Source organism: Nocardia sp. NPDC050712 (assembly GCF_040654295.1).
Taxonomy (GTDB): Bacteria; Actinomycetota; Actinomycetes; order Mycobacteriales; family Mycobacteriaceae; genus Nocardia.
Map to the genome: position 1 here is coordinate 451701 of NZ_JBFAHT010000003.1, position 22280 is coordinate 473980.

Below are 22280 nucleotides of genomic sequence, written 5' to 3' on the forward strand. Positions count from 1 at the left end.
GGCCTCACATCCGGAAGACGCCGAAGCCCTCGGCGCCCTTGATCGGGGCATTGTGGATGGCGGACAACGCCATTCCCAACACCGTGCGGGTATCGCGCGGATCGATCACGCCGTCGTCGTAGAGCCGGCCGGACATGAACATCGGCAGCGACTCGGCCTCGATCTGCGCCTCCACCATGGCGCGCATCCCGGCGTCGGCCTCCTCGTTGAACGGCATGCCCTTGGCCTCGGCCGAGGCCCGCCCCACGATGGAGATGACACCGGCCAGCTGCGCACCGCCCATGACGGCGGATTTCGCACTCGGCCAGGCGAACACGAAGCGCGGATCGTAGGCGCGCCCGCACATGCCGTAGTGCCCGGCACCGTAGGAGGCGCCCATCAGCAGCGAGATATGCGGCACCTTCGAATTGGAGACCGCGTTGATCATCATCGCGCCGTGCTTGATGATGCCCTTCTGCTCGAACTCCTTGCCGACCATGTAGCCGGTGGTGTTGTGCAGGAACAGCAGTGGCGTGTTCTTCTGGTTCGCCAGCTGGATGAACTGGGTCGCCTTCTGCGACTCCTCGGAGAACAGCACGCCGCGCGCGTTGGCGAGGATGCCGACCGGGTAGCCGTGCAGCTCGGCCCAGCCGGTGACCAGGCTGCCGCCGTAGAGCGGCTTGAACTCGTCGAAATCGGAGCCGTCGACCACGCGGGCGATGACCTCGCGCGGATCGAACGGGATCTTCAGATCCGAGGGCACGATGCCGAGTAGTTCCTCGGTGTCGAACAGCGGCTCGATGACCTCCGCACGCGCCCGCGGGCCCTTCTTCTCCCAGTTCAGCCGCTTGATGATGGAGCGGCCGATACGGATCGCGTCCTGCTCGTCGGCGGCCAAGTAGTCGGCCAGGCCCGAGACCCGGGCGTGCATGTCGGCGCCGCCCAGGGATTCGTCGTCGGATTCCTCACCGGTGGCCATCTTCACCAGCGGCGGTCCGCCGAGGAACACCTTGGAGCGCTCCTTGATCATCACCGTGTAGTCGGACATGCCGGGGATGTAGGCGCCGCCCGCGGTGGAGTTACCGAAAACCAGGGCGATGGTGGGGATTCCGGCGGCGGAGAGCCGGGTCAGATCCCGGAACATGCGCCCGCCGGGCACGAAGACTTCCTTCTGCGTGGGCAGATCGGCGCCGCCGGACTCGACCAGGCCGATCACCGGCAGCCGGTTCTCCATCGCGATGTCGTTGATGCGCAGGTTCTTGCGCAGCGTCCACGGGTTGGAGGTACCACCGCGGACCGTGGGATCCGGTGCCACGATGATGCATTCGACGCCCTCGACCACGCCGATCCCGGCGATGACGCTCGCGCCGACGTGGAAGTCGCTGCCCCACGCGGCAAGTGGGCACAGCTCCAGGAACGGCGAGTCCTCGTCGATGAGCAGTTCGATGCGCTCGCGCGCGGTCAACTTGCCGCGCTTGCGATGCCGGGCCAGCTTGTCCGGGCCGCCGCCGTCGATCGCCTTGGCGAACTCGGCTTCGATCTCGGTGAGCTTGCCGCTCATGGCCGCCGCGGCCGCGGCGTACTCCGGCGAACCGCTGTCGAGGGTGCTGCGCAATGTGGTCAAGACTGGTACCCCAATCGTTTCGCCGCCAATCCGGTCAGAATTTCGGTGGTGCCGCCGCCGATGCCGATGATCCGGATGTCGCGGTACTGCCGCTCCACCTCGGATTCGCGCATGTAGCCCAGGCCGCCGAAGAGCTGCACGGCCTGATTGGCCACCCACTCGCCCGCTTCCACGGCGGTGTTCTTGGCGAAACACACCTCCGCGATCAGATCGGGATCGCCGGCGGCCGCGCGCTCCACCACATTCCGGGTGTAGACCCGGGCCACATCGGTGCGGCGGTGCATCTCGGTGACGGTGTTCTGCACGGCTTGGCGGCTGATCAGCGGGCGGCCGAAGGTTTCCCGGTTGCGCACCCACTCCAGGGTGAGATCCAGGCAGCGCTGCGCCTGCGCGTAGGCCTGCACGGCCAGGCCGACGCGCTCGCTGACGAACGCGCCCGCGATCTGGAAGAAGCCCGAGTTCTCCGGCCCCACCAGGTTTTCCACCGGCACCCGGACATCCACATAGGACAGTTCGGCGGTGTCGGAGGCCAGCCAGCCCATCTTCTCCAGCTTGCGGCTGACCGTGAAGCCCGGCGTGCCCTTCTCCACCACCAGCAGCGAAATGCCGCTCGCGCCGGGGCCGCCCGTGCGGACCGCGGTGACCACGAAGTCGGCGCGCACGCCGGAGGTGATGAAGGTCTTCGCGCCGTTGACGATGTAGTGATCGCCGTCGCGGCGGGCGGTCGTGGTCAGGTGGCCGACATCGGAGCCGCCGCCCGGCTCGGTGATCGCCAGCGACCCGATCTTCTCCCCCGCCAGCGTCGGCCGGGCGAAACGCTCGATCAGATCCTCGTTGCCCGAGGCGATGATGTGCGGCACCGCGATACCGCAGGTGAACAGCGAGGCGAACAGGCCACCGGAGGCGCCGGCCTGATGCAGCTCCTCGCAGACGATCATCGCGTCGATGCCGTCACCGCCGGAACCGCCGACGGCCTCGGGGAATTGGATGCCGAGCAGGCCGAGCGCGCCCGCCTTCTTGTGCAGCTCGCGCGGCAGCTCGCCGTCGCGCTCCCAGGCGTCCATATTGGGCAGGATCTCGCGCTCGACGAAACCGCGTACGGTGGCGCGCAATTCGCGCCGCTCGGGTGAATTCCACGGACTCACAGCAACTCCACGGGGATCTCGACGTGACGGGAGCGCAGCCATTCGCCGAGCCCCTTGGCCTGCGGGTCGAAACGGGCCTGATAGGCCACGCCCTTGCCGAGCAGACCGGAAATGATGAAGTTCACGGCGCGCAGGTTCGGCAGCACATGGCGGCTGACCTCGAACGACGCGGTTTCCGGCAGTAGTTCCCGCAACCGGTCGGCGGTCAGCGTGTGCACCAGCCAGCGCCACTGCTCCGCGGTGCGCACCCAGACGCCGATGTTCGCGTCGCCGCCCTTGTCACCGCTGCGCGCCAGCGCGATCGTGCCGAGCGGTGCGGTGCGAGTTGCACCGGCGGGCCACGCTTCCGGCAGTCCCGGCTCCGGAACCTGCGCCAGCGCAAGGGTTTCCGAGGCCGGGTCGACCTCGGTCCGGGTGCCGTCCGGCAGCACCGCGACGTGCGGCACCTCGGCGGCGTCGACGAAACCGGGCGTGTACACGCCGTAGGGCGATCCATTGCCCGGCAGCGTCGTAAAGCTGCAACCCGGGTAGCTGGCCAGCGCCAGCTCGACCGCGACGCTGGAGAACGCGCGCCCGACCTTGTTCGGATCCGGATCCCGCACCACGCAGCGCAGCAGCGCGCTGGCCCGCTCCTCGGTCTCGGCATCCGGCCGGTCCAGGCGGGCCAGGGTCCAGTCCAGCTCGGCGGGCCGCTCCGGCAGCCAGGACTCCAGCTGTCGTTGCGCCAGCGCGGCTTTCGCCTCGATGTCGAGGCCGGTCAGAATGAATTCCATCTCGTTGCGGAACCCGCCGAGGGTGTTCAGCGACACCTTCAACCGCGGCGGCGGCGCCTCACCGGTCACCCCGCTGATCAGCACCCGGTCCGGCGCCTCCTGGCGCAGCACGATGCTGTCGAGCCGGGTCGTGACGTCGGGGCCCGCGTAGCGCGTGCCCTGGATCTCGTACATGAGCTGGGCCTGCACCGTGTCCACGGTGACCGCGCCGCCGGTGCCGTCGTGCTTGGTGATGACGCTGCTGCCGTCGGCCCGGATCTCGGCGATCGGGAAGCCGGGCCGGCCGAGATCGGCGAGTTCGGTGAAGAACGCGAAGTTGCCGCCGGTGGCCTGGGTGCTGCATTCGATGACGTGCCCCGCCGCCACGGCGCCGGCCAGCCGGTCGTAATCGGTACGGGCCCAGCCGAAGTGGGCCGCCGCGGGGCCGACGACCACCGAGGCGTCGGTGACCCGGCCGGTGACCACGATGTCCGCGCCCGCGTTCAGGCACTCCACGATGCCCCAGGCACCGAGGTAGGCGTTGGCGGTCAGCGGCTGACCCAGGCCGAGCTCGCCGGCCCGGCCGAGCAGATCATCGCCCTCGACGTGCGCGATCTTCGCGTCCAAGCCGAGATCGGCGGCGACCTTGCGCAGTTTCGCGGCCAGCCCGGCGGGGTTGAGCCCGCCGGCGTTGGTGACGATCTGCACGTTGCGCTCCAGCGCCAGCCCCAGACACTCCTGCACCTGGCGCACGAAGGTCTTGGCGTAGCCGAGGTCCGGATCCTTCATCCGGTCCCGGCCCAGGATCAGCATGGTCAGCTCGGCGAGATAGTCGCCGGTGAGCACATCGAGCTGCCCGCCCTCGAGCATCTCGCGCATGGCGCCGAGCCGATCACCGTAGAACCCGGAACAGTTGCCGATCCGGATGACCTCCGGACTCGCGGCCAGCATTCCCATCTCCGCAGGAGCCTCCTCGCTCGGCGAACCCCGCCCGGTTCGCTGTCGCAAACCAGCATCACATCCGATCAAGAAAAAAGCAAGCACGCGTGCTTGTTAACGATCTACGCAGGTCGGAGCATGGTTATCCGACCCCTCGCGCGGCCCATTCCGGCGAACCGGGCAGAATCGGAGCAATGTCCACCGACGTCACCGTGATCCTGCTGCTCGCCCTGTCCGGGTTCCTCGCCGGCGGGGCCTACTCGCTCTGGAAGACCACCCGTCCCCTGGCCATCTCGCTGGGCGTGCTGGCCGTGCTGGCGGCGGGCGGCGCGATCGCCTGGGGCCTGGGCTAGCTGCCCGACAACCGATAGATGCGCAGGTCCTCGGGCACGCCGCTGAGCGGCGCCGCGAAGAAACTGCGCCGGTAGGGCTTCACCGCGAAACCCAGCTCGGCCAGCGTCTCCGGGTGCAGCGACTTCAGGGTCGCCTCCGAGAGCATGGTGTTGCCGTTGCCGCCGGCCTCCATCACCCGGGCCGCGATCGTCACATCGACACCGAGCCAGTCGCCGCCGATCTCGCGCGGCGAACCGGTGTGCAGACCGATCCGCATCTGCGGGCGGTAGCCGTGAATGCTGACGTTCTCCAGATTTCGCTTGGCCTGCACCGACGCCCGCAGGGCGCGGTCGGCGGAGGTGAACACGGCCATCACGCCGTCACCCATGCGCTTGACCACCTGACCGCCGCGATCCGCGATCGGCGGCTCGATGGCCTTGGCCACGCCGCGCAGCAGCTCCAGGGTGGCCTCGTCGCCGGCCGAAAGCGACCAGCGCGAGAACGCGACCAGGTCGGTGAACATGACGGTCACCTCGGCGTTGCCCTTGCCGCGCCCGACCCGCTCCAGCATCGCCTGCCAGACCTGCAGGGCGCCGAAGCCGATCTCGCGAGCCGCGCTGGGGGTGTCGCCCACCAGCTTGTCCGCGGCCCGGGCCACCGCGCGCGCACCACCGGGACCCGAAACCGACAGCGGGTCACCGAAAGACGGGTCACCGGGCAGCTGCTCGCGGGCCCGGCGCAGCGCCCCGATGAAATCCGGGCGCTGATTCGCGGCGGTCATCAGCGTGGACAGCTGCGCCTTGCGCACGCCACGGCGCGGGGGGCGCGGCGAACTGGACGGCTCGAGCGGTATGACGACCTCGGGCGGCACGTTCCGCTTGGCTTCCCGCTCCGGCACGGGTTCGCGACCGCCGGAAGGTGTATCCCTCACGCCCCGAGCGTAGCCCAGGAGATCAGGCGTCGGCAGGTCCGGAAAACACCACGACCCGGGGCGGGGAATCCCGCACCGGGTCGTGATAGGCACATCGGCCACCGGGCAGTGGCAGCCGATGTGATCGGAGTTCGCGGACCTCCCGACAAGGTCGCGAACCCCTACCCGAGTGGCGAGGGAAGCTACCCGGGTGGAATCTGGTCAGGCGTCGCGCTTGTTCACCATGAACAGCGCGGCCGCGAACACCACCGCGACGAACGCGGTGAAGTAGATCAGGCTGCCCCACGGGCCCCAGTGGTAGTTGGCGTTGGTCTCCCCCAGCTCGGAGAAGAACCGCTGGCCGTTGCCGAAGGGCAGAAACGGAGCCACGTGCTCCGAGACCCAGGGCAGACTGCCGATCAAGCCCTCGATCAGCAGCGGCCACAGCACCAGCAGCGAGATCGCCGCGGCGGACTGCCGGACCAGCACACCCACCGCGATGGCGAGCACCACACAGAGCAGCGCGTAGATCGGCACGCCGTAGAGCTGGCGCCAGGAATCGGCGTCCGGCATCGAAAGCAGCGGCTTGAGTTCCGGTTTGGCGATCGCCTTCACCAGCACGTAGGCCAGCGCCACCAGCACCGCGGTCAGCACCGCGCCGTACACGCCGAGCAGGCCGGCCTTGGTGAAGATCACCCGGCCCCGATGCGGCGTGGCCTGGAAGGTGGTGCGGATGATGCCGAACCGGTACTCGTTGGTCACCGCGAGCGCCGCCATGATGGTCAGCACCATGACGCCAAGTCCGGCGACACCGCTGGCCGCCAGCGACGGGGACATCCCGGGCGCGCCCTCGTTGCCCTCCTTGCCGTAGGTCGCGTTGGTGATCAGCGTGAACAGCAGGGGCAGGCCCAGGCCGATCGCGACGATGATCACCGTGCACCACCACGGCGAGCGGGTGGAGGTGAGTTTGATGCGTTCCGCTGTCAACACGCCCATCAGAGCGCACCTCCCATCACTTCGTCGAAGCCTTCACCGTGGTACTGCACCGCACCGCCGGTCATCCGCATGAACGCCTCCTCCAGCGAGGCACGCTGCGGCGAGAGCTCGTAGAGCGTGATCTCGTTCGCGGCGGCCAGCTTTCCGACGGCGTCACTGATCACGTCCACCGCGATCAGCGCGTCCGACCCTTCCTCCCGCACGGTCATGCCGTTGGAGGTGAGCAGGCTGCGCAACTGATCCAGCTGCGGGCTGCGCACGCGCACCGTCGATTCCGAGGCCTTCTCGATGAATTCCTTGGTGCTGGAATCCGAGATGAGCTGGCCCCGGCCGATCACCACGAGTTGCTCGGCGGTCTGCGCCATTTCGGAGAGCAGATGGCTCGACACCAGCACGGTGCGGCCCTCGCCGGCCAGCCGCTGCATGAAGCGCCGGATCCACAGGATGCCCTCCGGGTCCAGCCCGTTGACCGGCTCGTCGAACAGCAGCACCTGCGGATCGCCGAGCAGCGCGCCGGCCAGGCCGAGCCGCTGCGACATGCCCAGCGAGAAGCCGCCCGCGGGCTTGCCGGAGACCTCGGCCAGGCCGACCAGCTTGAGCACCTCGTCGACCCGGGACACCGGGATGTTGTTGGTCGCGGCCATCCAGCGCAGATGCGAACGCGCCGAACGATTGGGATGCACCCACTTCGCGTCCAGCAGCGCGCCGACCTCGGTCAGCGGCTTGTCCAGTTCGTGGTACGGCTTGCCGTTGATCAGCGCCGTTCCCGCGGTGGGCGTGTCCAAGCCCAGGATCATCCGCATGGTGGTGGATTTACCAGCGCCGTTCGGTCCGAGGAAGCCGGTCACCTGTCCTGGTTGGACGGTGAACGAGAGATCCTGAACCGCGACGGTCTGGCCATAGTGTTTGGTCAGGCCCCTCAGTTCGATCATGGGCCCAAGTTTTCCGCAAAAAGCCCGCGACCGCGTCAGCAGAAGGTGCCGACTCGTCTCATCCCTGAGGATGAGATAAACCCTGGGTGCGGGCTCAGCGGGCTGGGGAAGAAGCCTGAGCCCAGAAGCGCTTCGGGATGCGGCCCGCGTGCCGGGCCCCGTAACCGGCGCGCACCGCGTCGGCCATGGCGGCCGCCATCAGGGCCGGCTGCTGGGCGCGGGTGACCGCGGTGGCCAGCAGGACCGCCGAGCAGCCGAGCTCCATCGCCAGGGCCGCGTCGCTGGCGGTGCCGATGCCCGCGTCCAGGATGACCGGGACGCCCGCGGCGGCCACGATCATCTCGATATTGTGCGGATTGCCGATGCCGAGACCGGTGCCGATCGGGGCGCCCAGCGGCATGACCGCGACGCAGCCCGCGTCCTCCAGGCGGCGCGCCAGCACCGGATCGTCGTTGGTGTAGGGCAGCACGTGGAAGCCGTCGTCCACCAGTTGCTCGGCGGCGGTGAGCAGTTCGATCGGGTCGGGCAGCAGGGTGCGCTCGTCGAACACCACCTCGAGCTTCACCCAGTTGGTGTCCAGGGCCTCCCGGGCCAGCTGCGCGGTGAGCACCGCCTCGGCGCCGGTGCGGCAGCCCGCGGTGTTCGGCAGCGGCATGATCTTCAGGCGCTCGAGCAGATCCAGCACCCCGGTGCCGCCCGCCGCGTCCACCCGGCGCATCGCGACCGTGGTCAGCTCGGTACCGGAGGCCAGCAGCGCCTCCTCCAGCACCGACAGGCTCTCCGCCCCACCGGTGCCCATGATCAGGCGGGAACCGAACTCGCGGCCGGCAATGCGTAAGGGCTCCATCTCAGCCACCCTGAACCGCCGTGAGCACCTCGATATTCCAGCCGCGCCCGACCGGCTCGTCCCAGCGGGACTTCGGGAACACGGCGCCGTCGACCGCCAGTGCCACGCCCTGACACGGCAACTCCAGCCGGGCCAGCAGCTCGCGCACCGTGAGCGAAGCGGCGAACTCGTGGTCCTGCCCGTTCACGGTGACGCCGATCGGGACCGAGGTCACGCTCATCGAATACCTCCTGGAGATGATGGGACAGCCGGCGCGGCCGGCGTCGAGAAGCGCCGCGGGTCCGCGGATCGCGCGGCCGGCAGCGGGGTTCCGGCCAGCTCGCCCAGCACCGCGTCGACGGTGAGCGGCGTGGTGAGCATGCCGTTGCGGCCGTGGCCGGTGGCGACCACGATCCGGTCGGTGTGCCTGCCGATCAGCGGCAGGTTGTCCGGGGTGCCCGGCCGGGAGCCGGCGCTCGCCTCGGACAGTTCGTATTCGGCGATGCCGGGCAGGATCGCCTCGGCGTCGGCGATCAGGTCGCGCACGCCGCCGACGGTCACGGTGGTGTCGAACCCGGCCTCGTACTGGGTCGCCCCGACCACGAGGCCGTCGCCGCGCGGCACCAGGTAGACGGCCCGGCCGTGCACCCGGGCGCGAATCACCCGGTGCGGCACCGGCGTCGCGCCCGGCCGATGGCGCAGCCGCAGGATCTCACCCTTGACCGGGCGGACCGGAAGCCCCGGCAGCAGGCGCGCGGAGGCGGCGCCCGCGGCCAGCACGATCTGATCGAAGTCGAGGTCGTCGAGGTGCGCGACGGCTTCGGAACGCAGCCGGACCCCGGCCTCGGCACCGGCCTTGCGCAGTCCATCGAGTAGACGGCGGTTGTCGATGGCGGGTTCCGCGGCGGCGAGCAAGCCCGCGCGCACGGTGCGGGCCAGGGCGGGTTCCAGGGCGCGCACTCCGGCCCGGTCCAGCACCCGCAGGTCGTGGTCGACCGCGGTCGCCAGCGCGCGGCCGCCGACCCAGTCGGCGATGGTGCGCAGATCCGCGGCGTCGGCGGCGTCCAGGGCGACGGTCAGCGTCTCGGCGGCGACCAGCACGTCGACACCGGTCGCGGCCTGCAAGCGGGCGGCGAATTCGGGCCAGCGGGCCAGCGCGGCCGCACCGAACTCCAGCACCCGATCCTCACCGGGCCAGCCCTCCGACAGCGGCGCGAGCATCCCACCGGCCACCCAGGAGGCGCCGGAACCGGGAGCGGGATCGAACAGGGTGACCGACCAGCCCGCCTCGGCGGCCCGCCAGGCCACCCCCTGCCCGATGGCGCCGCCACCAACGACGGCCAGCGTGCCCATGCCGTTCACCGCCTCCTGTGCCTTTCCCTGTGCTTTTTCAACCCCCACCATCTCGCATCCCAACGGTAGCGCGGCTACGGTCGGAGGAGTGCAACCCTCCCATCAGAAAAGATCACTTTCCCCTAGAGAAAGGCTGGCGAGCGCGCGGCTGTATCTGTGCACCGACGCCCGCCGGGAGAAAGGGGATCTGGCCAAGTTCGCCGACGCGGCGCTGGCCGGTGGGGTCGACATCATCCAGCTCCGGGACAAAGGCTCACCGGGCGAAGCGAAGTACGGGCCGCTCGAGGCCAAAGCCGAATTGGGTGCGCTGGCCGAGCTGAAGGCCGCGGCCCGCCGGCACGGCGCGCTGTTCGCGGTCAACGACCGCGCCGATATCGCGCTGGCCGCGGGGGCTGACGTCCTGCACCTAGGCCAGGGCGACCTACCGCCCTGGTACGCACGGAGAATTCTCGGCCCCGACGTAGTGATCGGGCGCTCCACCCACAATCGGGCGCAGGCCGGACTGGCCGCGATCGACGAGCACATCGACTACTTCTGCACCGGGCCGGTCTGGGCCACACCGACCAAGCCGGGCCGCACCCCCTCCAGCATCGACCTGATCCGTTCCACCTACGACGCGCATCCGACGCGCCCGTGGTTCGCGATCGGCGGCATCGACGCGCCCCGCATCCCGGAACTGCTCGACGCGGGCGCCGACCGCGTCGTCGTGGTCCGCGCAATCACCGACGCCCGGGATCCCGAGGCCGCGGCCCGCGAACTGAAGGCCGCGCTGCTCGCCAACGTGTGACGCAATCAGTTCAGCAGCTGCCCGCGCGTGAGTGCCAGGACCGCGTCGGCCACTTCGCCGTTCGCATGCTGCTCCGCCGAATTCGTGCCGACGATGCGGGCATGCGTGCCCGGGCCGTCCGGCTCGGTGTGCAACCAGTAGAAGCCCTGGTCGGCCAGGTCGACGGTGCGTGGAAGAGCCGCGGCGACCTGCCGGGCCTCGTCGAGGTCGGGCAGGTCGTCCAGGCTGACCCGCGCCGGGGCGGCCCGCAGCGCGGGCCAGGACAGCGCGAAACCGGGATGCAGGGGACGCGCGTCGACCTCGGCCTCGGGGACCCACGCCAGGGCGGTGCTCTCCCGGTTGAGGCTGGTCGGCAGCGCCATCACGGCGTCGGCGACGACCGTCGTGTAGGTCCAGCCGCCGACAGTCGATGCGGTCACGCGTTCGCTGCGTACTCGCACGTCGGCCGGATTGATGCCGGCCTCCTCCCAGGCCTCGCGTACCGCCGCGTGCACGGGTGTCTCGTGGCTGTCCCGGGCGCCGCCGGGCAGCGCCCAGGTGCCGCCCTGATGACTCCACAGCGCGCGGTGCTGCAGCAGGACCGCCGAGCCGCCGCCGGGCAGCGGGGCGCGCAACAGCAGTCCGGCGGCGCCGAAACGGCCCCAGTGCTTAACGCCGCTGGGGTCTTTGGACCACCCGTCACCGTCACCACGCATCGCCAACCATCCTCGCGCCACCGCCGGTGACCTGCGTCTCCCACTGGTTTTCCAGGGTCGTTTCACATCCATGGCACCGGTACGCCCACAATAAACTGCGAGACAGGCGCACAGGAGGCGCGGACCCGGGGAGGTGAACATGGCTCGGACCGAGCAGTTGTCCGTACGCCGGCAGCTCCGCGGTGTCCCGGTCGCCAAGGTCCGCGAGCAGCTGGACCCGGCGAACGTGCGGTCCTTCGCCGAGTCCTCCCCCGGTCGCCTGATCGCCTTCGGGCTGTTGCTGATCGCGCTGTGCCTGTCGGCCGGGTGGGTCACCGCGAGCGCGGTCGGCGACCGGCAGCACGCCCTGGACGTGCTGCTCGACGACACCGAACCCGACGCGCATTCCGCGCACCGCCTCTACACCTCGCTCTCGATCGCCGACGCCGCCGCGGCCACCGCGTTCATCGCGGGCGGGCTGGAGCCGGAACCGGTGCGCAACCGCTACAACCAGGCAGTGAACGCGGCCGCCGCGGAACTGGTGACCCAGTCGGGGCAGGGCGCGGGGCCCGCCGCTGACGGCGCGCCCGACACCCGGCTGCGCACCGGCATCGCGACCGGGCTGCCGGTCTATACAGGCGTGATCGAGACCGCGCGCACCAACAACCGCATCGGCTATCCGGTCGGCGCGGCGTATCTGAGCGAGGCGTCGCACCAGATGCAGACCTCACTGCTGCCGATGGCCCAGGAATTACAGAGCCATCGCTCCGACGCGGTCGACGCCGCGCAGAGCCGGCACGTGCGGCCGCCGTGGCTGTCCATCGCGCTGCTGCTGGTGACGCTGGGCGTGCTCGGCTGGGTGCAGCGGGATCTGGCGCGGCGCTGGCGGCGCACCCTCAACGCCGGACTGCTGCTGGCCACGGGTTCGGTGCTGATCCTGCTGGCCTGGACGGTGATCGCCGGTTCGATCTCCGCCGCGGCGGTGATCCAGGGTCGCGACGAGGGCGCGGGGCCCGGCTCCCGGCTCACCGAGACCCGCATCCTGGCCCAGCAGGCCCGCTCCGCCGAAACGCTCAAGCTGGTGAACCGCGACGCCACCGGCGACTACGACCGGACCTACAACAACGGCATGACCCGGATGAACGAACTGCTCACCGGCTACCCGAAGGACGCGCCCGCCGCCGACCACCTCGCCGAAGCCCGGTCGGCCCTGGACCGCTGGCGGGTGGCCCATCAGCGGATGAACGAAACCCTGGACCGCGGCGACTTCACCGGGGCCGCCGTGGTGGCCACCGGCGCGGGCGCCGCCGACGTCGCCGCCCAGGTCGATGCCTTGGATCGGGCCCTGGAGCTGAGCCTGAACGAGACCCGGAGCGCGTTGCGCGGCAACATCTCCCAGTCCGCCCGGGTGCTCGACTTCCTGGGGCCCGGCGCGCTGGCATTGAGCATCGCGGCGGCCGGGTATGTGGGACTGGGCATTTGGCCCCGACTACGGGAGTACCGATGAGAACCCGACCGGGCCTGCTGGCGGCCCTGCTCGCGGCCACCACCCTGCTCGGCGGCTGCGTCAGCGACAACGAACCCGCACCGCCCAGCCGCTCCAGCAGCTATGCCGAACCGCCTCTGCCCGCCAAAGCCGTTCCCGTGCACACGGATACGCCGGTCGCCCCCGAACCCGGGCAGAAGTGCGGCGATCCCACCGCGAGCCTGCGCCCCGACGGCGCCCGCGGCGCCACCCTGGACGCGATCCGGGCCCGCGGCCGCCTGGTCGTCGGATTGGACACCGGCAGTAATCTTTTCAGCTTCCGCGACCCGATCACCGGCAGCATCGTCGGCTTCGACGCCGATATCGCCCGCGAGGTCGCCAAGGATCTGCTCGGCAGTCCCGAGCTCGTCGAGTTCCGCAGTCTCAGCTCCGCCGACCGGGAACGGGCGCTGCAGAACCACACCGTCGACCTGGTGGTCAAAACCATGACGATCACCTGCGAGCGCCGCCAGAAGGTCGACTTCTCCACCGTCTACCTGCTGGCCAACCAGCGGGTCCTGACGATGAAGGCCTCCGGCATCACCGGTCTGTCCGATCTGGCGGGCAAGCGGGTGTGCGTGGTCAGCGGCACCACCTCGCTGGATCGCATCCGCCGCGAACAGCCCGCCGCCACCATCCTGTCCGTGCCCACCTGGGCCGACTGCCTGGTGGTGCTGCAGCAGCGGCAGGTGGACGCGGTGAGCACCGACGACTCCATCCTGGCCGGGCTGGCCGCGCAGGACCCCTACACCCAGGTGGTCGGCGAGAGCATCAGCGTCGAGCCCTACGGCATCGGAATCCCCAAGGGCGCCGAGGATCTGGTGCGTTTCGTGAACGGCACCCTGGACCGGATCCGCGGCGACGGCAGCTGGGAGCGGCTGTACCGGCAATGGCTCCCGGGGCTCGGCGCCTCCCCCGGCCCACCGGCCCCGACCTATCAGGACTGAGCCGATGATCGACGACCAGTCCGACCACGAGCGCACCCAGCCGATCTTCGCCCCGCAGACCTTCGAGCCGACGGTCGCGGTGCCGCAGGCGCCACCGCCGCCACCGCCGGAACCGGAGCAGCCGGGAACCATGGCGGCCGCGCGCGCCGACACCGGGCAGCCCGATTCCGGCGTGCAGACCGGCGCGCAGTCCGGCATCGACACCGGCGCGAATTCCGGTGCGGCGCATCGCACCTCGGGGCGCAGCGTGCGAACGGCGCGGTCCCGGCCCGCGGTGCGGCGGCTCGGCGCCGGACTGGTACCGATCCCGAATGTGCCGCCCGCGGATCCGCTCGCGGCCGTCCTGTCCGATCCCGTCGTCGCCGAGGCGAAACGGTTCTGCTGGCGCTGCGGCGACCCGGTCGGCCGGGCCACCGGCGGCCGGGCCGCCTCCACCACCGGGGTCTGCCACACCTGCGAGGCCCCGTACGACTTCCGGCCCTCGCTGCACCCCGGCGACATGGTCTCCAACCAGTACGAGATCCAGGGCTGTCTCGCACACGGCGGCCTCGGCTGGATCTATCTGGCCATCGACCGCAATGTCAGCGACCGCTGGGTGGTGCTCAAGGGCCTGCTGCACTCGGGTGACGCCGAGGCGCAGGCCGTGGCGGTGGCCGAACGCCAATTCCTCGCCGAGGTAGCGCAGCCCAGCATCGTCAAGATCCACAACTTCGTCGAGCATCCGGGCCCGGACGGCGACGCCATCGGCTACATCGTGATGGAGTACGTGGGCGGGCGCTCACTGCGCACCATCCTCGATTCCTACGAGCGACCGCAGCGGATGCCGGTGGCCGAGGCGATCGCCTATGTGCTGGAAGTGCTTCCGGCCCTGGAGTATCTGCATTCGATCGGGCTCACCTACAACGACCTCAAGCCAGACAACGTCATGATCACCGAGGACCAGGTCAAACTGATCGACCTCGGTGCCGTGGCGACCATCGAGGCCTACGGAAATCTATACGGCACCAGGGGTTTCCAGGCGCCCGAGATCGCCAAGACCGGCCCGACCGTGGCCTCGGACATCTACACCGTCGGCCGCACCCTGGCCGTGCTGACCCTGAACATGCGCATGGAGCAGGGCCGCTACGCCGACGGCATCCCGGACCCGGCCGAGCATCCGGTGCTGGCCCGCTACGAGTTCTTCCATCGCCTGCTGCTGTGCGCGACCGAACCCGATCCGGCACAGCGGTTTCCGTCGGCCCGCGCGATGTACGCGCAGCTGGCCGGGGTGCTGCGGGAGATCCTGGCGCTGGACACCGGTGTGGAACATCCCCAGTTGTCCACAGTGTTCAGTCCACAGCGGGCCAGCTTCGGCACCGAGGAACTGCTCAGCCAGACCGACGCCTACGCCGACGGCATCGGCCGCAGCAAACTGCTGCAAGCGCGCGATATCGCGGCGGCGCTGCCGATTCCGGTGATCGACCCCGCGGATCCCTCCGCGCCGATGCTCGCCGCGGCCATGCAACCGGATCCACGCCAGGCGCTGGAGGCCTTGCAGGAGGCGCGGGAGCGGGCCACCAATGATCCCGGCAACGCCCCGGAGACCTTGCCGACGGAGCTGGCGCTGGCCGAAGCCCGGGCCCGGCTCGATCTCGGCGAAACCGCGGCGGCCCGGCACCTGCTGGGCCAGCTGCCCGGCACGGACTGGCGCATCGACTGGTACCTCGGGCGCACCGAGCTGGTGGAGCAGAACTTCGAGCAGGCCTTCGGGCATTTCGACGCCGTGCTGCGGCACCTGCCCGGCGAGATCGCCCCCAAACTGGCCCTCGCCGCGACCGCGGAACTGGTGCTGCACCACTGGGACGCACAGGATCCCGGGCAGTGGCGGTCCTACGCCGAGCGGATGTACGCCACGGTGTGGCGCACCGACCGCGCGGTGGTGAGCGCCGCGTTCGGCCTGGCCCGGCAGCTGGCCGAGGCGGGGCGCGTCGAGGAGGCCGTGCGCGCCCTGGACGAGGTTCCCGCCACCTCGCGCGGATACACCGTGGCCCGGATGACGGCGGTACTCCTGCTGCTCACCGCGGCGCCGGTCGACCGGCTCGACGAGGCGACCCTGCACATCGCCGCCGCCCGGGTGCAGGCCGTGCCCGCGGGCGAGCGCCGGGCGGTGCAGTTGCGCGTCCTGGTACTCGGCTCCGCGCTGGCCTGGCTGCAGGCGGGCAACCGGCCACGACTCTCCGATGCCACCCTGTTCGGCCGGCCGTTCACCGAGCGCGAGCTGCGCGACGGAACCGAGGCGGGCCTGCGCACCCTGGCTCGTTCCGCCCCGGGCCGCGGGCACCGCTACGCGCTGATCGACCTGGCCAACACCATTCGCGCGAAATCCTGGTTCTGACCCCGCAAAAGCAGAGCCCGGCCGGGGAAGGCTCCGGCCGGGCGCGGATCAGGTCACTGGTAATCGGCACCGCCGGACCTCGGCCACGCGGTGCCGCGCCCGGGGGCAGCCGGGAGCGGCGCTTCGGGGTTCGCGGCGAGGGAGGCGGCGACCCGATCGTCAACGTGGTCCGAGTCCGGCGGTGCCGGCTGAAACCTGATCCGCCACACATACTGCCGTGCGAATCATGAGGATTCCGTGAGGTTTCCTTGGAGTCTCCTGGGAATGCGGCGCTAGGCGGCCGATTCCACGACCACCTCGTGTGCCGCGCGGGCGATGGCCAGCTCCTCGTTGGTCGGGACCACCAGCACCGCGACCTCGGCATCATCCGGCGAAATCCGCCGGGCCGCAAGATCTTTCGCGGTATTGCGAGCCGGGTCGACCTGGATGCCGAAGCGCTCCAGACCGGCCAGCGCGTCGGCGCGCACCTGCGGGCTGTTCTCCCCCACACCCGCGGTGAAGGTGATGGCGTCGACCCGGCCGAGTTCGACCAGGTAGGCGCCGAGGTAGCGACGCAGCCGGTGGATGTAGACGTCGTAGGCGAGCTGCGCCGCCGCGTCACCCGCGTCGATGAGGCGCTGCAATTCCCGGAAATCGTTCACCCCGGACAGGCCCTTGATCCCGGAGTTGCGATTGAGCAGCTGGTCGACGCCGTCGACGTCGAGCTGGGCCGAGCGCATCAGATGCAGCAGGATGCCCGGATCGATATCGCCGCCCCGGGTGCCCATGACCAGGCCCTCCAGCGGGGTCAGGCCCATCGTCGTGTCGACCGGCCGGCCGCCACGCACGGCCGAGGCCGAAGCACCGTTGCCCAGGTGGAACACGATCTGGTTCACCTCGGCCGGAGCACGGCCGAGCACCTCGGCGACCCGGGCGGACACGTATTCGTGCGAGGTGCCGTGGAAGCCGTAGCGCCGGATGCCATGCGCCGCCGCCACTTCTGCGTCGATCGCGTAGGTCTTGGCGGCGGCGGGCAGGCCGTGGAAGAACGCGGTATCGAAGACCGCGACCTGCGGCACCCCGGGCAGCAGCTCCCGGGTGCTCTCGATGCCGGTGACGTTCGCCGGATTGTGCAGCGGCGCCAGCTCGGACAGGCTCGCGATGGCCGCGACCACCTCGTCGGTGATCAGCGTCGGCCGGTAGAAGACCTCACCGCCGTGCACCACCCGGTGCCCGACCGCGCGCAGGCCGGCGCCGGCCAGGTCGTAGCCGGTGTCGGCGAACATCTCGAAGACCAGTCGCAGCCCGGCCTTGTGATCGGCGATCGGCCCCTCGTGCTCGACCACCCGATCGCCGGCCTTGTGCTCGATGGCGCCGTTGGCCTCGCCGATCCGCTCCACCAGGCCGGACGCGGCCACCGCGCCCGAATCCGGGTCCACCAGCTGGTATTTGATCGAGGACGACCCCGAATTGAGTACCAGCACCAGCTCGCTCGTCTGGCCGGACATCATGCCTCCTGATCGATTGTCACTGGCCCTGGGCCTGGATCGCGGTGATGGCGACGGTGTTCACGATGTCGGCGACCAGCGCACCGCGCGACAGATCGTTGACCGGCTTGCGCAGACCCTGCAGCACCGGCCCGATCGCGATGGCGCCGGCGCTGCGCTGCACCGCCTTGTAGGTGTTGTTGCCGGTGTTGAGATCCGGGAAGATGAAAACCGTTGCGCGCCCGGCCACCTCGGAATCGGGCAGCTTGGTGTCGGCGACGGTGGGCTCGATCGCCGCGTCGTACTGGATCGGGCCCTCCACCAGCAGCTCCGGCTCGCGGTCGCGCACCAGCCGGGTGGCCACCCGCACCTTGTCCACATCGGCGCCGCTGCCCGACTCCCCTGTGGAGTACGACAGCATGGCGATCCGCGGATCGATGCCGAACTGGGCCGCGGTGCGGGCCGAGGAGATCGCGATATCGGCCAGCTGCTCCGAGCTCGGGTCCGGCACCACCGCGCAGTCGCCGTAGGCCAGCACCCGATCGGACAGGCACATCAGGAACACACTCGACACCGTGGAGACCCCGGGCACGGTCTTGATGATCTCGAAGGACGGGCGGATGGTGTGCGCCGTGGTGTGCGCGGCGCCGGAGACCATGCCGTCGGCGATTCCCTTGTACACCATCATGGTTCCGAAGTAGGAGATGTCGGACATGGTCTCGCGGGCCCGCTCGACGGTCATGCCCTTGTGCTTGCGCAGCTCGGTGTACTCGGCGGCGAAATCGTCGAGGTAGCCGGAGGTGCGCGGATCCAGCACCTGCGCGTCGGTGATGTCGACGCCCAGTTCGGTGGCGCGGGCCCGGATGCTCGTCTCGTCGCCGAGGATGACCAGATCGGCGATCTTGCGCTGCAACACCCGGCCGGCGGCGCGCAGGATGCGGTCGTCGGTGCCCTCGGGCAGCACGATCCGCTTGCGATTGTCGCGCGCCCGCTCGATCAGCTGGTATTCGAACATCTGCGGCGTGATCACCGCGGTGCGCTCGACCTTGATGCGCTGCAACAGTTCCGGAGCGTCCACATGGTCTTCCATGAGCGCGAGCGCGGTGTCGACCTTGCGCGGATTGCCCGCCGACATCCGGCCGCGGGTGTGGTGCACGGCGTTGGCGGTGTCGTAGGTGCCCAGCTCGGTGGCCAGGATCGGCAGCCGCGGCTTCAGGCCCGCCATCAGCCGCGCCACCGCCGGATGCGGCAGCATGCCGCCGTTCATGATGATGCCCGCCAGCGACGGAAAGCCTTCCGCCTCATGCGCGTTCACCAGGCTGAGCAGCACCTCGGACCGGTCGCCCGGCGCGATCACCACGACACCGTCGGACAGGCGCTCCAGGATGTGCTCGGCCGTCATGCCGCCGACCATCACCGACAGCGCCTCGCGCTGCAGCAATTCCGGGTCACCGCTGTACATTTCGCCGTCGATCGAGCCGCACAGCTCGGCCATGGTCGGCGCGATCAGCAGCGGCACCTCCGGCAGCGTCCAGGACGGGACGTGGAAGCCCTTGAGCTCCGCGGCAATATCCGCCAGGCGCGCCGGATCGCAGCGGTTCGCGACGATCGCCGCCAGCTGCGCGTGCTCGGTGGCGAGTTCGCTGGCGCACAGCTCGGCCAGCTGGCGCACCTCGTCGGGGGTGCGCTCGGAGCCGCGGACCACCAGCAGCACCGGCGCGCCCAGATTCACCGCGATGCGCGCGTTGAACCGCAGCTCGCTGGGGCTGGCGACATCGGTGTAGTCGGTACCGACCACGACCACGGCGTCACAGGCCCGCGCGACCTCGTGGAACCGCATCACGATCTCGCTGATCGCGGCGTCCGGATCGGCGTGCACCTGCTCGTAGGTGACGCCGACGGCCTGCTCGTAGTCGATATCGGCGGTGCTGTGCTCGAGCAGCAGCTCCAGGATGTAATCGGGCTCGGCGGTCGACCGGGTGATCGGGCGGAACACCCCGACGCGGGCGGTGGTGGCGCACAGCATCTGCAGTACGCCCAACGCCACCGTCGACTTACCAGTGTCGCCCTCGGGCGAGGCGATGTAGACGGTGCTCGGCGCGGTTTCGACCATGATCAGAGCTTAGTGAATCCGGGGCAATTGCAGCCGTTGGCGAGACAGTCATCACCGAAGGGGGTAACTCGCCCAGGTAGATATAGTCGCCCCTATGGCTGAGCAGTTCCCGGACCGGCAGTGGGGTTCGCGCACGAATGTCCTTTCCCGAGCCGCGAATCGGTTCGCCGCCACCAAACCCGGGTCGTGGTTCATCCGCACGATCACGCCGCTGGACCGCGCCGTCCTGGAGCGCACCGACGCCAAGTACACCGTGCTCGGCCCGATCGGCGCGCCGGTCATCCTGCTGACCACCACGGGGCGCAAGTCCGGTCAGCCGCGCACCCAGCCGCTGCTGTACGTGCACGACGGCGACGTCCTCTACGTGATCGGCAGTAATTTCGGCCAGGCCAAGCATCCGGCGTGGACGGCGAACCTGCTGGCCCAGCCGGCGGCCACGGTCGCCATCGCGGGCGAGCGCCTCCCGGTAACCGCCGCCCCGGTCCCCGACGCCGACAAGGAGCGCGTCTTCGCCCGCTTCGTCGAGGTCACCGGCGCCTACGCCGCCTACCGCGACCGCACCACCCGCGACCTGCGCATCTTCGCCCTGCGGCGGACGTAAAGCCCTAGCTCTCGACGTAGCGGCGGTCGCTGCCGATCCAGGTATTGACAGTATCCTGTCAAATATGACAGGATACTGTCATGACCACGAAGACAGTTCACGCAGCCGTTTACGACACCCTCGCCGACTGGGAGATCGGTGCGGCCACCGCGCACATCAACAATCCGGAATGGCAGCTCGCACCCGGCACGTTCGAGGTCCGCACGGTCGGCCTGACCAAGGATCCGATCGTCACCAAGGGCGGGATGCGGATCGTGCCGGACCTCGCGATCGCGGAGCTCTCCCCCGCCGAGAGCGCGATGCTGATCCTGCCGGGCGCCGATACCTGGATGGGCGATGAACTCGAGCCGTTCGCCCGCAAGGCGAGCGAGTTCGTCGCCGCCGGGGTGCCCGTCGCGGCGATCTGCGGCGCCACCTTCGGGCTGGCCAAGGCGGGTCTGCTCGACGACCGCAAGCACACCAGCAATGTCGCGGAATTCCTTGTCTACAGCGGCTATTCGGGCGCAGACCACTATGTGGAGCAGCCCGCGGTGACCGACGGGCAGGTCGTCACGGCCTCGGGCACCGCGCCGTTCGAGTTCGCACGCGAGGTGCTCGGCGTGCTCGGCGTCTACGAACCGCACATCCTCGACGCCTGGTACCGGCTCTTCGCGTACCGCGAGCCCGCGGCCTACGCCGAACTCGATGCCTACGAGCAGACAAAATCGCAGGCATGACTCCGGAACAGGAACTCTTCAGCACGGCGGCGATCACGTCATTTCGGCTGAACGGCCAATTCCTCGCCATCGCCGAGGAATTGGCCGCACCCGCCGGGCTGACCGCGGCTTGGTGGCAGGTGCTGGGCGCGGTGCTGCGGGAGCCGCTCCCGGTGTCGGGCATCGCGCGCGCGATGGGCATTACTCGCCAGAGTGTGCAGCGCATCGCGGATCTGCTGGTGGACAAGGGGCTTGCCGAATACCGGCCGAACCCGGCGCATCGGCGCGCGAAGCTCGTCGCGGTCACCGCGGCGGGCCGGGCCGCCGTCGAACGGATCGGCCCCCGGCACGAGGTGATCGCGGACCGGCTGATCAGCGAATTGGGTCAGGCGGAGTTCGCCCGCACCGTCGAGGCGCTGACCCGGCTCTCGGCGGTGCTCGACAAACTCGCCGGCGACGCTAGCTGAACGGCTTGTCGGTCCGGCCGACCAGCTCGGCCACCGAATCCAGCACCGCGGTCGGGCGGTACGGGTACTGCTCCACCGACTTGCGGGTGGAGATACCGGTGGTCACCAGGATGGTGCGCATGCCCGCCTCCAGCCCGGCGATCACATCGGTGTCCATCCGATCGCCGATCATCACCGTCGACTGCGAGTGCGCGCCGATCCGGCGCAGCGCCGACCGCATCATCAGCGGATTCGGCTTGCCCACGTAGTACGGCTCCTTGCCGGTGGCCCGCGTGATCAGCGCGGCCACCGACCCGGTGGCGGGCAGCAGGCCGTCGCGGGACGGGCCGGTGGCGTCCGGATTGGTGGCGATGAACCGCGCGCCCTTCTCCACCAGGCGGATCGCGGTGGTGATCGCCTCGAACGAGTAGGTGCGGGTCTCACCGAGCACCACGTAGTCGGGGGCGCTGTCGGTCAGCACGTAGCCGATCTCGTGCAGGGCGGTGGTCAGGCCGGATTCGCCGACCACGTACGCGGTGCCGCCCGGGCGCTGATCGTTGAGGAAGGTGGCGGTGGCCAGGGCGGAGGTCCAGATCGCCTCCTCCGGGATGTCGAGGCCGGTGTGGCGCAGCCGGGCCTGCAGATCGCGCGGGGTGCGGATGGAGTTGTTGGTGAGCACCAGGAACGGCGTGTTGTTGGCGCGCAGCTCCGCGAGGAACTCGTCGGCGCCGGGAATCAACTGATCCTCGTGCACCAGCACCCCGTCCATATCGGTGAGGTAGGAGAGGATCGGCTCGTTGTCTTGGGTCACGGAGCCAATTATCCGCTACCGCTCGCCCGCGCGCGCCGTTGAGACACTTCGC

Annotated in this window: 21 protein-coding genes; 8 read left to right on the plus strand and 13 right to left on the minus strand. The window is 69.9% G+C overall.

Annotated elements, in window-relative coordinates:
- Positions 1 to 4 precede the first annotated feature (4 nt).
- Genes AB0H76_RS22600 through AB0H76_RS22610 form a run of 3 tightly spaced genes read right to left on the minus strand, consistent with a single transcriptional unit; the run spans position 5 to position 4457 of the window.
- Positions 5 to 1603 (minus strand): carboxyl transferase domain-containing protein, encoded by a 1599-nt coding sequence (locus AB0H76_RS22600; protein WP_357327235.1) that lies wholly within the window; start codon positions 1601 to 1603, stop codon positions 5 to 7.
- Positions 1600 to 2748: an acyl-CoA dehydrogenase family protein gene (locus AB0H76_RS22605; RefSeq protein WP_357327238.1), complete on the minus strand. Its 1149-nt coding sequence runs from the start codon at positions 2746 to 2748 to the stop codon at positions 1600 to 1602. Before AB0H76_RS22605 ends, AB0H76_RS22600 begins: the two co-directional genes overlap by 4 nt.
- On the minus strand, positions 2745 to 4457 hold the full coding sequence (locus tag AB0H76_RS22610) for an acyclic terpene utilization AtuA family protein (RefSeq protein ID WP_357327241.1): 1713 nt from the start codon (positions 4455 to 4457) through the stop codon (positions 2745 to 2747). Before AB0H76_RS22610 ends, AB0H76_RS22605 begins: the two co-directional genes overlap by 4 nt.
- A 176-nt stretch (positions 4458 to 4633) precedes the next feature.
- Between AB0H76_RS22610 and AB0H76_RS22615 the strand changes: the two genes are divergently transcribed.
- Complete coding sequence (locus tag AB0H76_RS22615; RefSeq protein ID WP_357327243.1) at positions 4634 to 4792, plus strand: hypothetical protein; 159 nt, start codon at positions 4634 to 4636, stop codon at positions 4790 to 4792.
- Here AB0H76_RS22615 and AB0H76_RS22620 read toward each other — a convergent pair.
- From AB0H76_RS22620 to thiO, 6 genes are all read right to left on the minus strand, one after another.
- Positions 4789 to 5553 carry an adenylate/guanylate cyclase domain-containing protein gene (locus tag AB0H76_RS22620; protein WP_357329813.1) on the minus strand — a complete coding sequence of 255 codons (765 nt, stop codon included), beginning with the start codon at positions 5551 to 5553 and terminating at the stop codon, positions 4789 to 4791. The two genes, AB0H76_RS22615 and AB0H76_RS22620, sit on opposite strands and share 4 nt — an antisense overlap.
- Positions 5554 to 5904: 351 nt before the next feature.
- Positions 5905 to 6678 carry an ABC transporter permease gene (locus AB0H76_RS22625; protein WP_357327246.1) on the minus strand — a complete coding sequence of 258 codons (774 nt, stop codon included), beginning with the start codon at positions 6676 to 6678 and terminating at the stop codon, positions 5905 to 5907.
- Positions 6678 to 7610, minus strand: coding sequence for an ATP-binding cassette domain-containing protein (locus tag AB0H76_RS22630; protein ID WP_357327249.1), 933 nt, complete (start codon positions 7608 to 7610; stop codon positions 6678 to 6680). The genes AB0H76_RS22625 and AB0H76_RS22630 overlap by 1 nt, the downstream gene beginning before the upstream one ends.
- A gap of 94 nt (positions 7611 to 7704) precedes the next feature.
- Positions 7705 to 8457 carry a thiazole synthase gene (locus AB0H76_RS22635; protein ID WP_357327251.1) on the minus strand — a complete coding sequence of 251 codons (753 nt, stop codon included), beginning with the start codon at positions 8455 to 8457 and terminating at the stop codon, positions 7705 to 7707.
- A 1-nt stretch (position 8458) separates the two neighbouring features.
- The gene (thiS, locus tag AB0H76_RS22640) at positions 8459 to 8677 is read right to left on the minus strand and encodes a sulfur carrier protein ThiS (RefSeq protein ID WP_357327254.1); all 219 of its coding nucleotides are present in this window, start codon (positions 8675 to 8677) and stop codon (positions 8459 to 8461) included.
- Entirely contained in the window at positions 8674 to 9789 is a 1116-nt protein-coding gene (gene thiO, locus AB0H76_RS22645) for a glycine oxidase ThiO (RefSeq protein ID WP_357329815.1), read from the minus strand. The genes thiS and thiO overlap by 4 nt, the downstream gene beginning before the upstream one ends.
- 88 nt (positions 9790 to 9877) lie before the next feature.
- Here thiO and thiE point away from each other — a divergent pair, with 88 nt between their 5' ends.
- Positions 9878 to 10576: a thiamine phosphate synthase gene (gene thiE, locus AB0H76_RS22650; RefSeq protein WP_357327257.1), complete on the plus strand. Its 699-nt coding sequence runs from the start codon at positions 9878 to 9880 to the stop codon at positions 10574 to 10576.
- A 5-nt stretch (positions 10577 to 10581) separates the two neighbouring features.
- Here thiE and AB0H76_RS22655 read toward each other — a convergent pair whose 3' ends face one another.
- Entirely contained in the window at positions 10582 to 11271 is a 690-nt protein-coding gene (locus AB0H76_RS22655; RefSeq protein ID WP_357327260.1) for an NUDIX hydrolase, read from the minus strand.
- Between the two features lie 139 nt (positions 11272 to 11410).
- Between AB0H76_RS22655 and AB0H76_RS22660 the strand changes: the two genes are divergently transcribed.
- From AB0H76_RS22660 to AB0H76_RS22670, 3 genes are read left to right on the plus strand one after another with little or no spacing between them, the layout of a single operon-like run.
- Positions 11411 to 12757, plus strand: coding sequence for a hypothetical protein (locus AB0H76_RS22660; RefSeq protein ID WP_357327262.1), 1347 nt, complete (start codon positions 11411 to 11413; stop codon positions 12755 to 12757).
- Positions 12754 to 13722 (plus strand): glutamate ABC transporter substrate-binding protein, encoded by a 969-nt coding sequence (locus AB0H76_RS22665; RefSeq protein WP_357327265.1) that lies wholly within the window; start codon positions 12754 to 12756, stop codon positions 13720 to 13722. The genes AB0H76_RS22660 and AB0H76_RS22665 overlap by 4 nt, the downstream gene beginning before the upstream one ends.
- Before the next feature lie 4 nt (positions 13723 to 13726).
- Positions 13727 to 16096: a serine/threonine-protein kinase PknG gene (locus tag AB0H76_RS22670; protein ID WP_357327268.1), complete on the plus strand. Its 2370-nt coding sequence runs from the start codon at positions 13727 to 13729 to the stop codon at positions 16094 to 16096.
- A gap of 272 nt (positions 16097 to 16368) precedes the next feature.
- Here AB0H76_RS22670 and AB0H76_RS22675 read toward each other — a convergent pair whose 3' ends face one another.
- Together AB0H76_RS22675 and pta are read right to left on the minus strand one after the other, a co-directional pair.
- A complete protein-coding gene (locus tag AB0H76_RS22675; protein WP_357327271.1) occupies positions 16369 to 17583 on the minus strand; it encodes an acetate kinase in 1215 nt (404 codons plus the stop codon).
- A 19-nt stretch (positions 17584 to 17602) separates the two neighbouring features.
- On the minus strand, positions 17603 to 19675 hold the full coding sequence (gene pta / locus AB0H76_RS22680) for a phosphate acetyltransferase (RefSeq protein ID WP_357327274.1): 2073 nt from the start codon (positions 19673 to 19675) through the stop codon (positions 17603 to 17605).
- A 94-nt stretch (positions 19676 to 19769) separates the two neighbouring features.
- Here pta and AB0H76_RS22685 point away from each other — a divergent pair, with 94 nt between their 5' ends.
- From AB0H76_RS22685 to AB0H76_RS22695, 3 genes are all read left to right on the plus strand, one after another.
- Positions 19770 to 20276, plus strand: a complete 507-nt coding sequence (locus tag AB0H76_RS22685) for a nitroreductase/quinone reductase family protein (protein WP_357327277.1) — start codon at positions 19770 to 19772, stop codon at positions 20274 to 20276.
- A gap of 80 nt (positions 20277 to 20356) precedes the next feature.
- On the plus strand, positions 20357 to 20992 hold the full coding sequence (locus AB0H76_RS22690) for a type 1 glutamine amidotransferase family protein (RefSeq protein ID WP_357327280.1): 636 nt from the start codon (positions 20357 to 20359) through the stop codon (positions 20990 to 20992).
- Positions 20989 to 21438, plus strand: coding sequence for a MarR family winged helix-turn-helix transcriptional regulator (locus tag AB0H76_RS22695; RefSeq protein ID WP_357327283.1), 450 nt, complete (start codon positions 20989 to 20991; stop codon positions 21436 to 21438). Before AB0H76_RS22690 ends, AB0H76_RS22695 begins: the two co-directional genes overlap by 4 nt.
- Here AB0H76_RS22695 and AB0H76_RS22700 read toward each other — a convergent pair.
- Positions 21431 to 22228: an HAD-IIA family hydrolase gene (locus AB0H76_RS22700; protein ID WP_357327285.1), complete on the minus strand. Its 798-nt coding sequence runs from the start codon at positions 22226 to 22228 to the stop codon at positions 21431 to 21433. The genes AB0H76_RS22695 and AB0H76_RS22700 overlap by 8 nt on opposite strands.
- Positions 22229 to 22280: the final 52 nt, after the last annotated feature.

Bases quoted from the DNA above. Each gene is read 5' to 3' on its own strand.
- AB0H76_RS22690 (WP_357327280.1), top strand. From the start codon at position 20,357: ATGACCACGAAGACAGTTCACGCAGCCGTTTACGACACCCTCGCCGAC.
- AB0H76_RS22660 (WP_357327262.1), top strand. From the start codon at position 11,411: ATGGCTCGGACCGAGCAGTTGTCCGTACGCCGGCAGCTCCGCGGTGTC.
- AB0H76_RS22685 (WP_357327277.1), top strand. From the start codon at position 19,770: ATGGCTGAGCAGTTCCCGGACCGGCAGTGGGGTTCGCGCACGAATGTC.
- AB0H76_RS22695 (WP_357327283.1), top strand. From the start codon at position 20,989: ATGACTCCGGAACAGGAACTCTTCAGCACGGCGGCGATCACGTCATTT.
- AB0H76_RS22665 (WP_357327265.1), top strand. From the start codon at position 12,754: ATGAGAACCCGACCGGGCCTGCTGGCGGCCCTGCTCGCGGCCACCACC.
- pta (WP_357327274.1), bottom strand. From the start codon at position 19,675: ATGGTCGAAACCGCGCCGAGCACCGTCTACATCGCCTCGCCCGAGGGC.
- thiO (WP_357329815.1), bottom strand. From the start codon at position 9,789: ATGGGCACGCTGGCCGTCGTTGGTGGCGGCGCCATCGGGCAGGGGGTG.
- AB0H76_RS22635 (WP_357327251.1), bottom strand. From the start codon at position 8,457: ATGGAGCCCTTACGCATTGCCGGCCGCGAGTTCGGTTCCCGCCTGATC.
- AB0H76_RS22655 (WP_357327260.1), bottom strand. From the start codon at position 11,271: ATGCGTGGTGACGGTGACGGGTGGTCCAAAGACCCCAGCGGCGTTAAG.
- AB0H76_RS22625 (WP_357327246.1), bottom strand. From the start codon at position 6,678: ATGGGCGTGTTGACAGCGGAACGCATCAAACTCACCTCCACCCGCTCG.
- AB0H76_RS22670 (WP_357327268.1), top strand. From the start codon at position 13,727: ATGATCGACGACCAGTCCGACCACGAGCGCACCCAGCCGATCTTCGCC.
- thiS (WP_357327254.1), bottom strand. From the start codon at position 8,677: ATGAGCGTGACCTCGGTCCCGATCGGCGTCACCGTGAACGGGCAGGAC.
- AB0H76_RS22610 (WP_357327241.1), bottom strand. From the start codon at position 4,457: ATGGGAATGCTGGCCGCGAGTCCGGAGGTCATCCGGATCGGCAACTGT.
- AB0H76_RS22615 (WP_357327243.1), top strand. From the start codon at position 4,634: ATGTCCACCGACGTCACCGTGATCCTGCTGCTCGCCCTGTCCGGGTTC.
- AB0H76_RS22620 (WP_357329813.1), bottom strand. From the start codon at position 5,553: ATGACCGCCGCGAATCAGCGCCCGGATTTCATCGGGGCGCTGCGCCGG.
- AB0H76_RS22630 (WP_357327249.1), bottom strand. From the start codon at position 7,610: ATGATCGAACTGAGGGGCCTGACCAAACACTATGGCCAGACCGTCGCG.
- AB0H76_RS22675 (WP_357327271.1), bottom strand. From the start codon at position 17,583: ATGTCCGGCCAGACGAGCGAGCTGGTGCTGGTACTCAATTCGGGGTCG.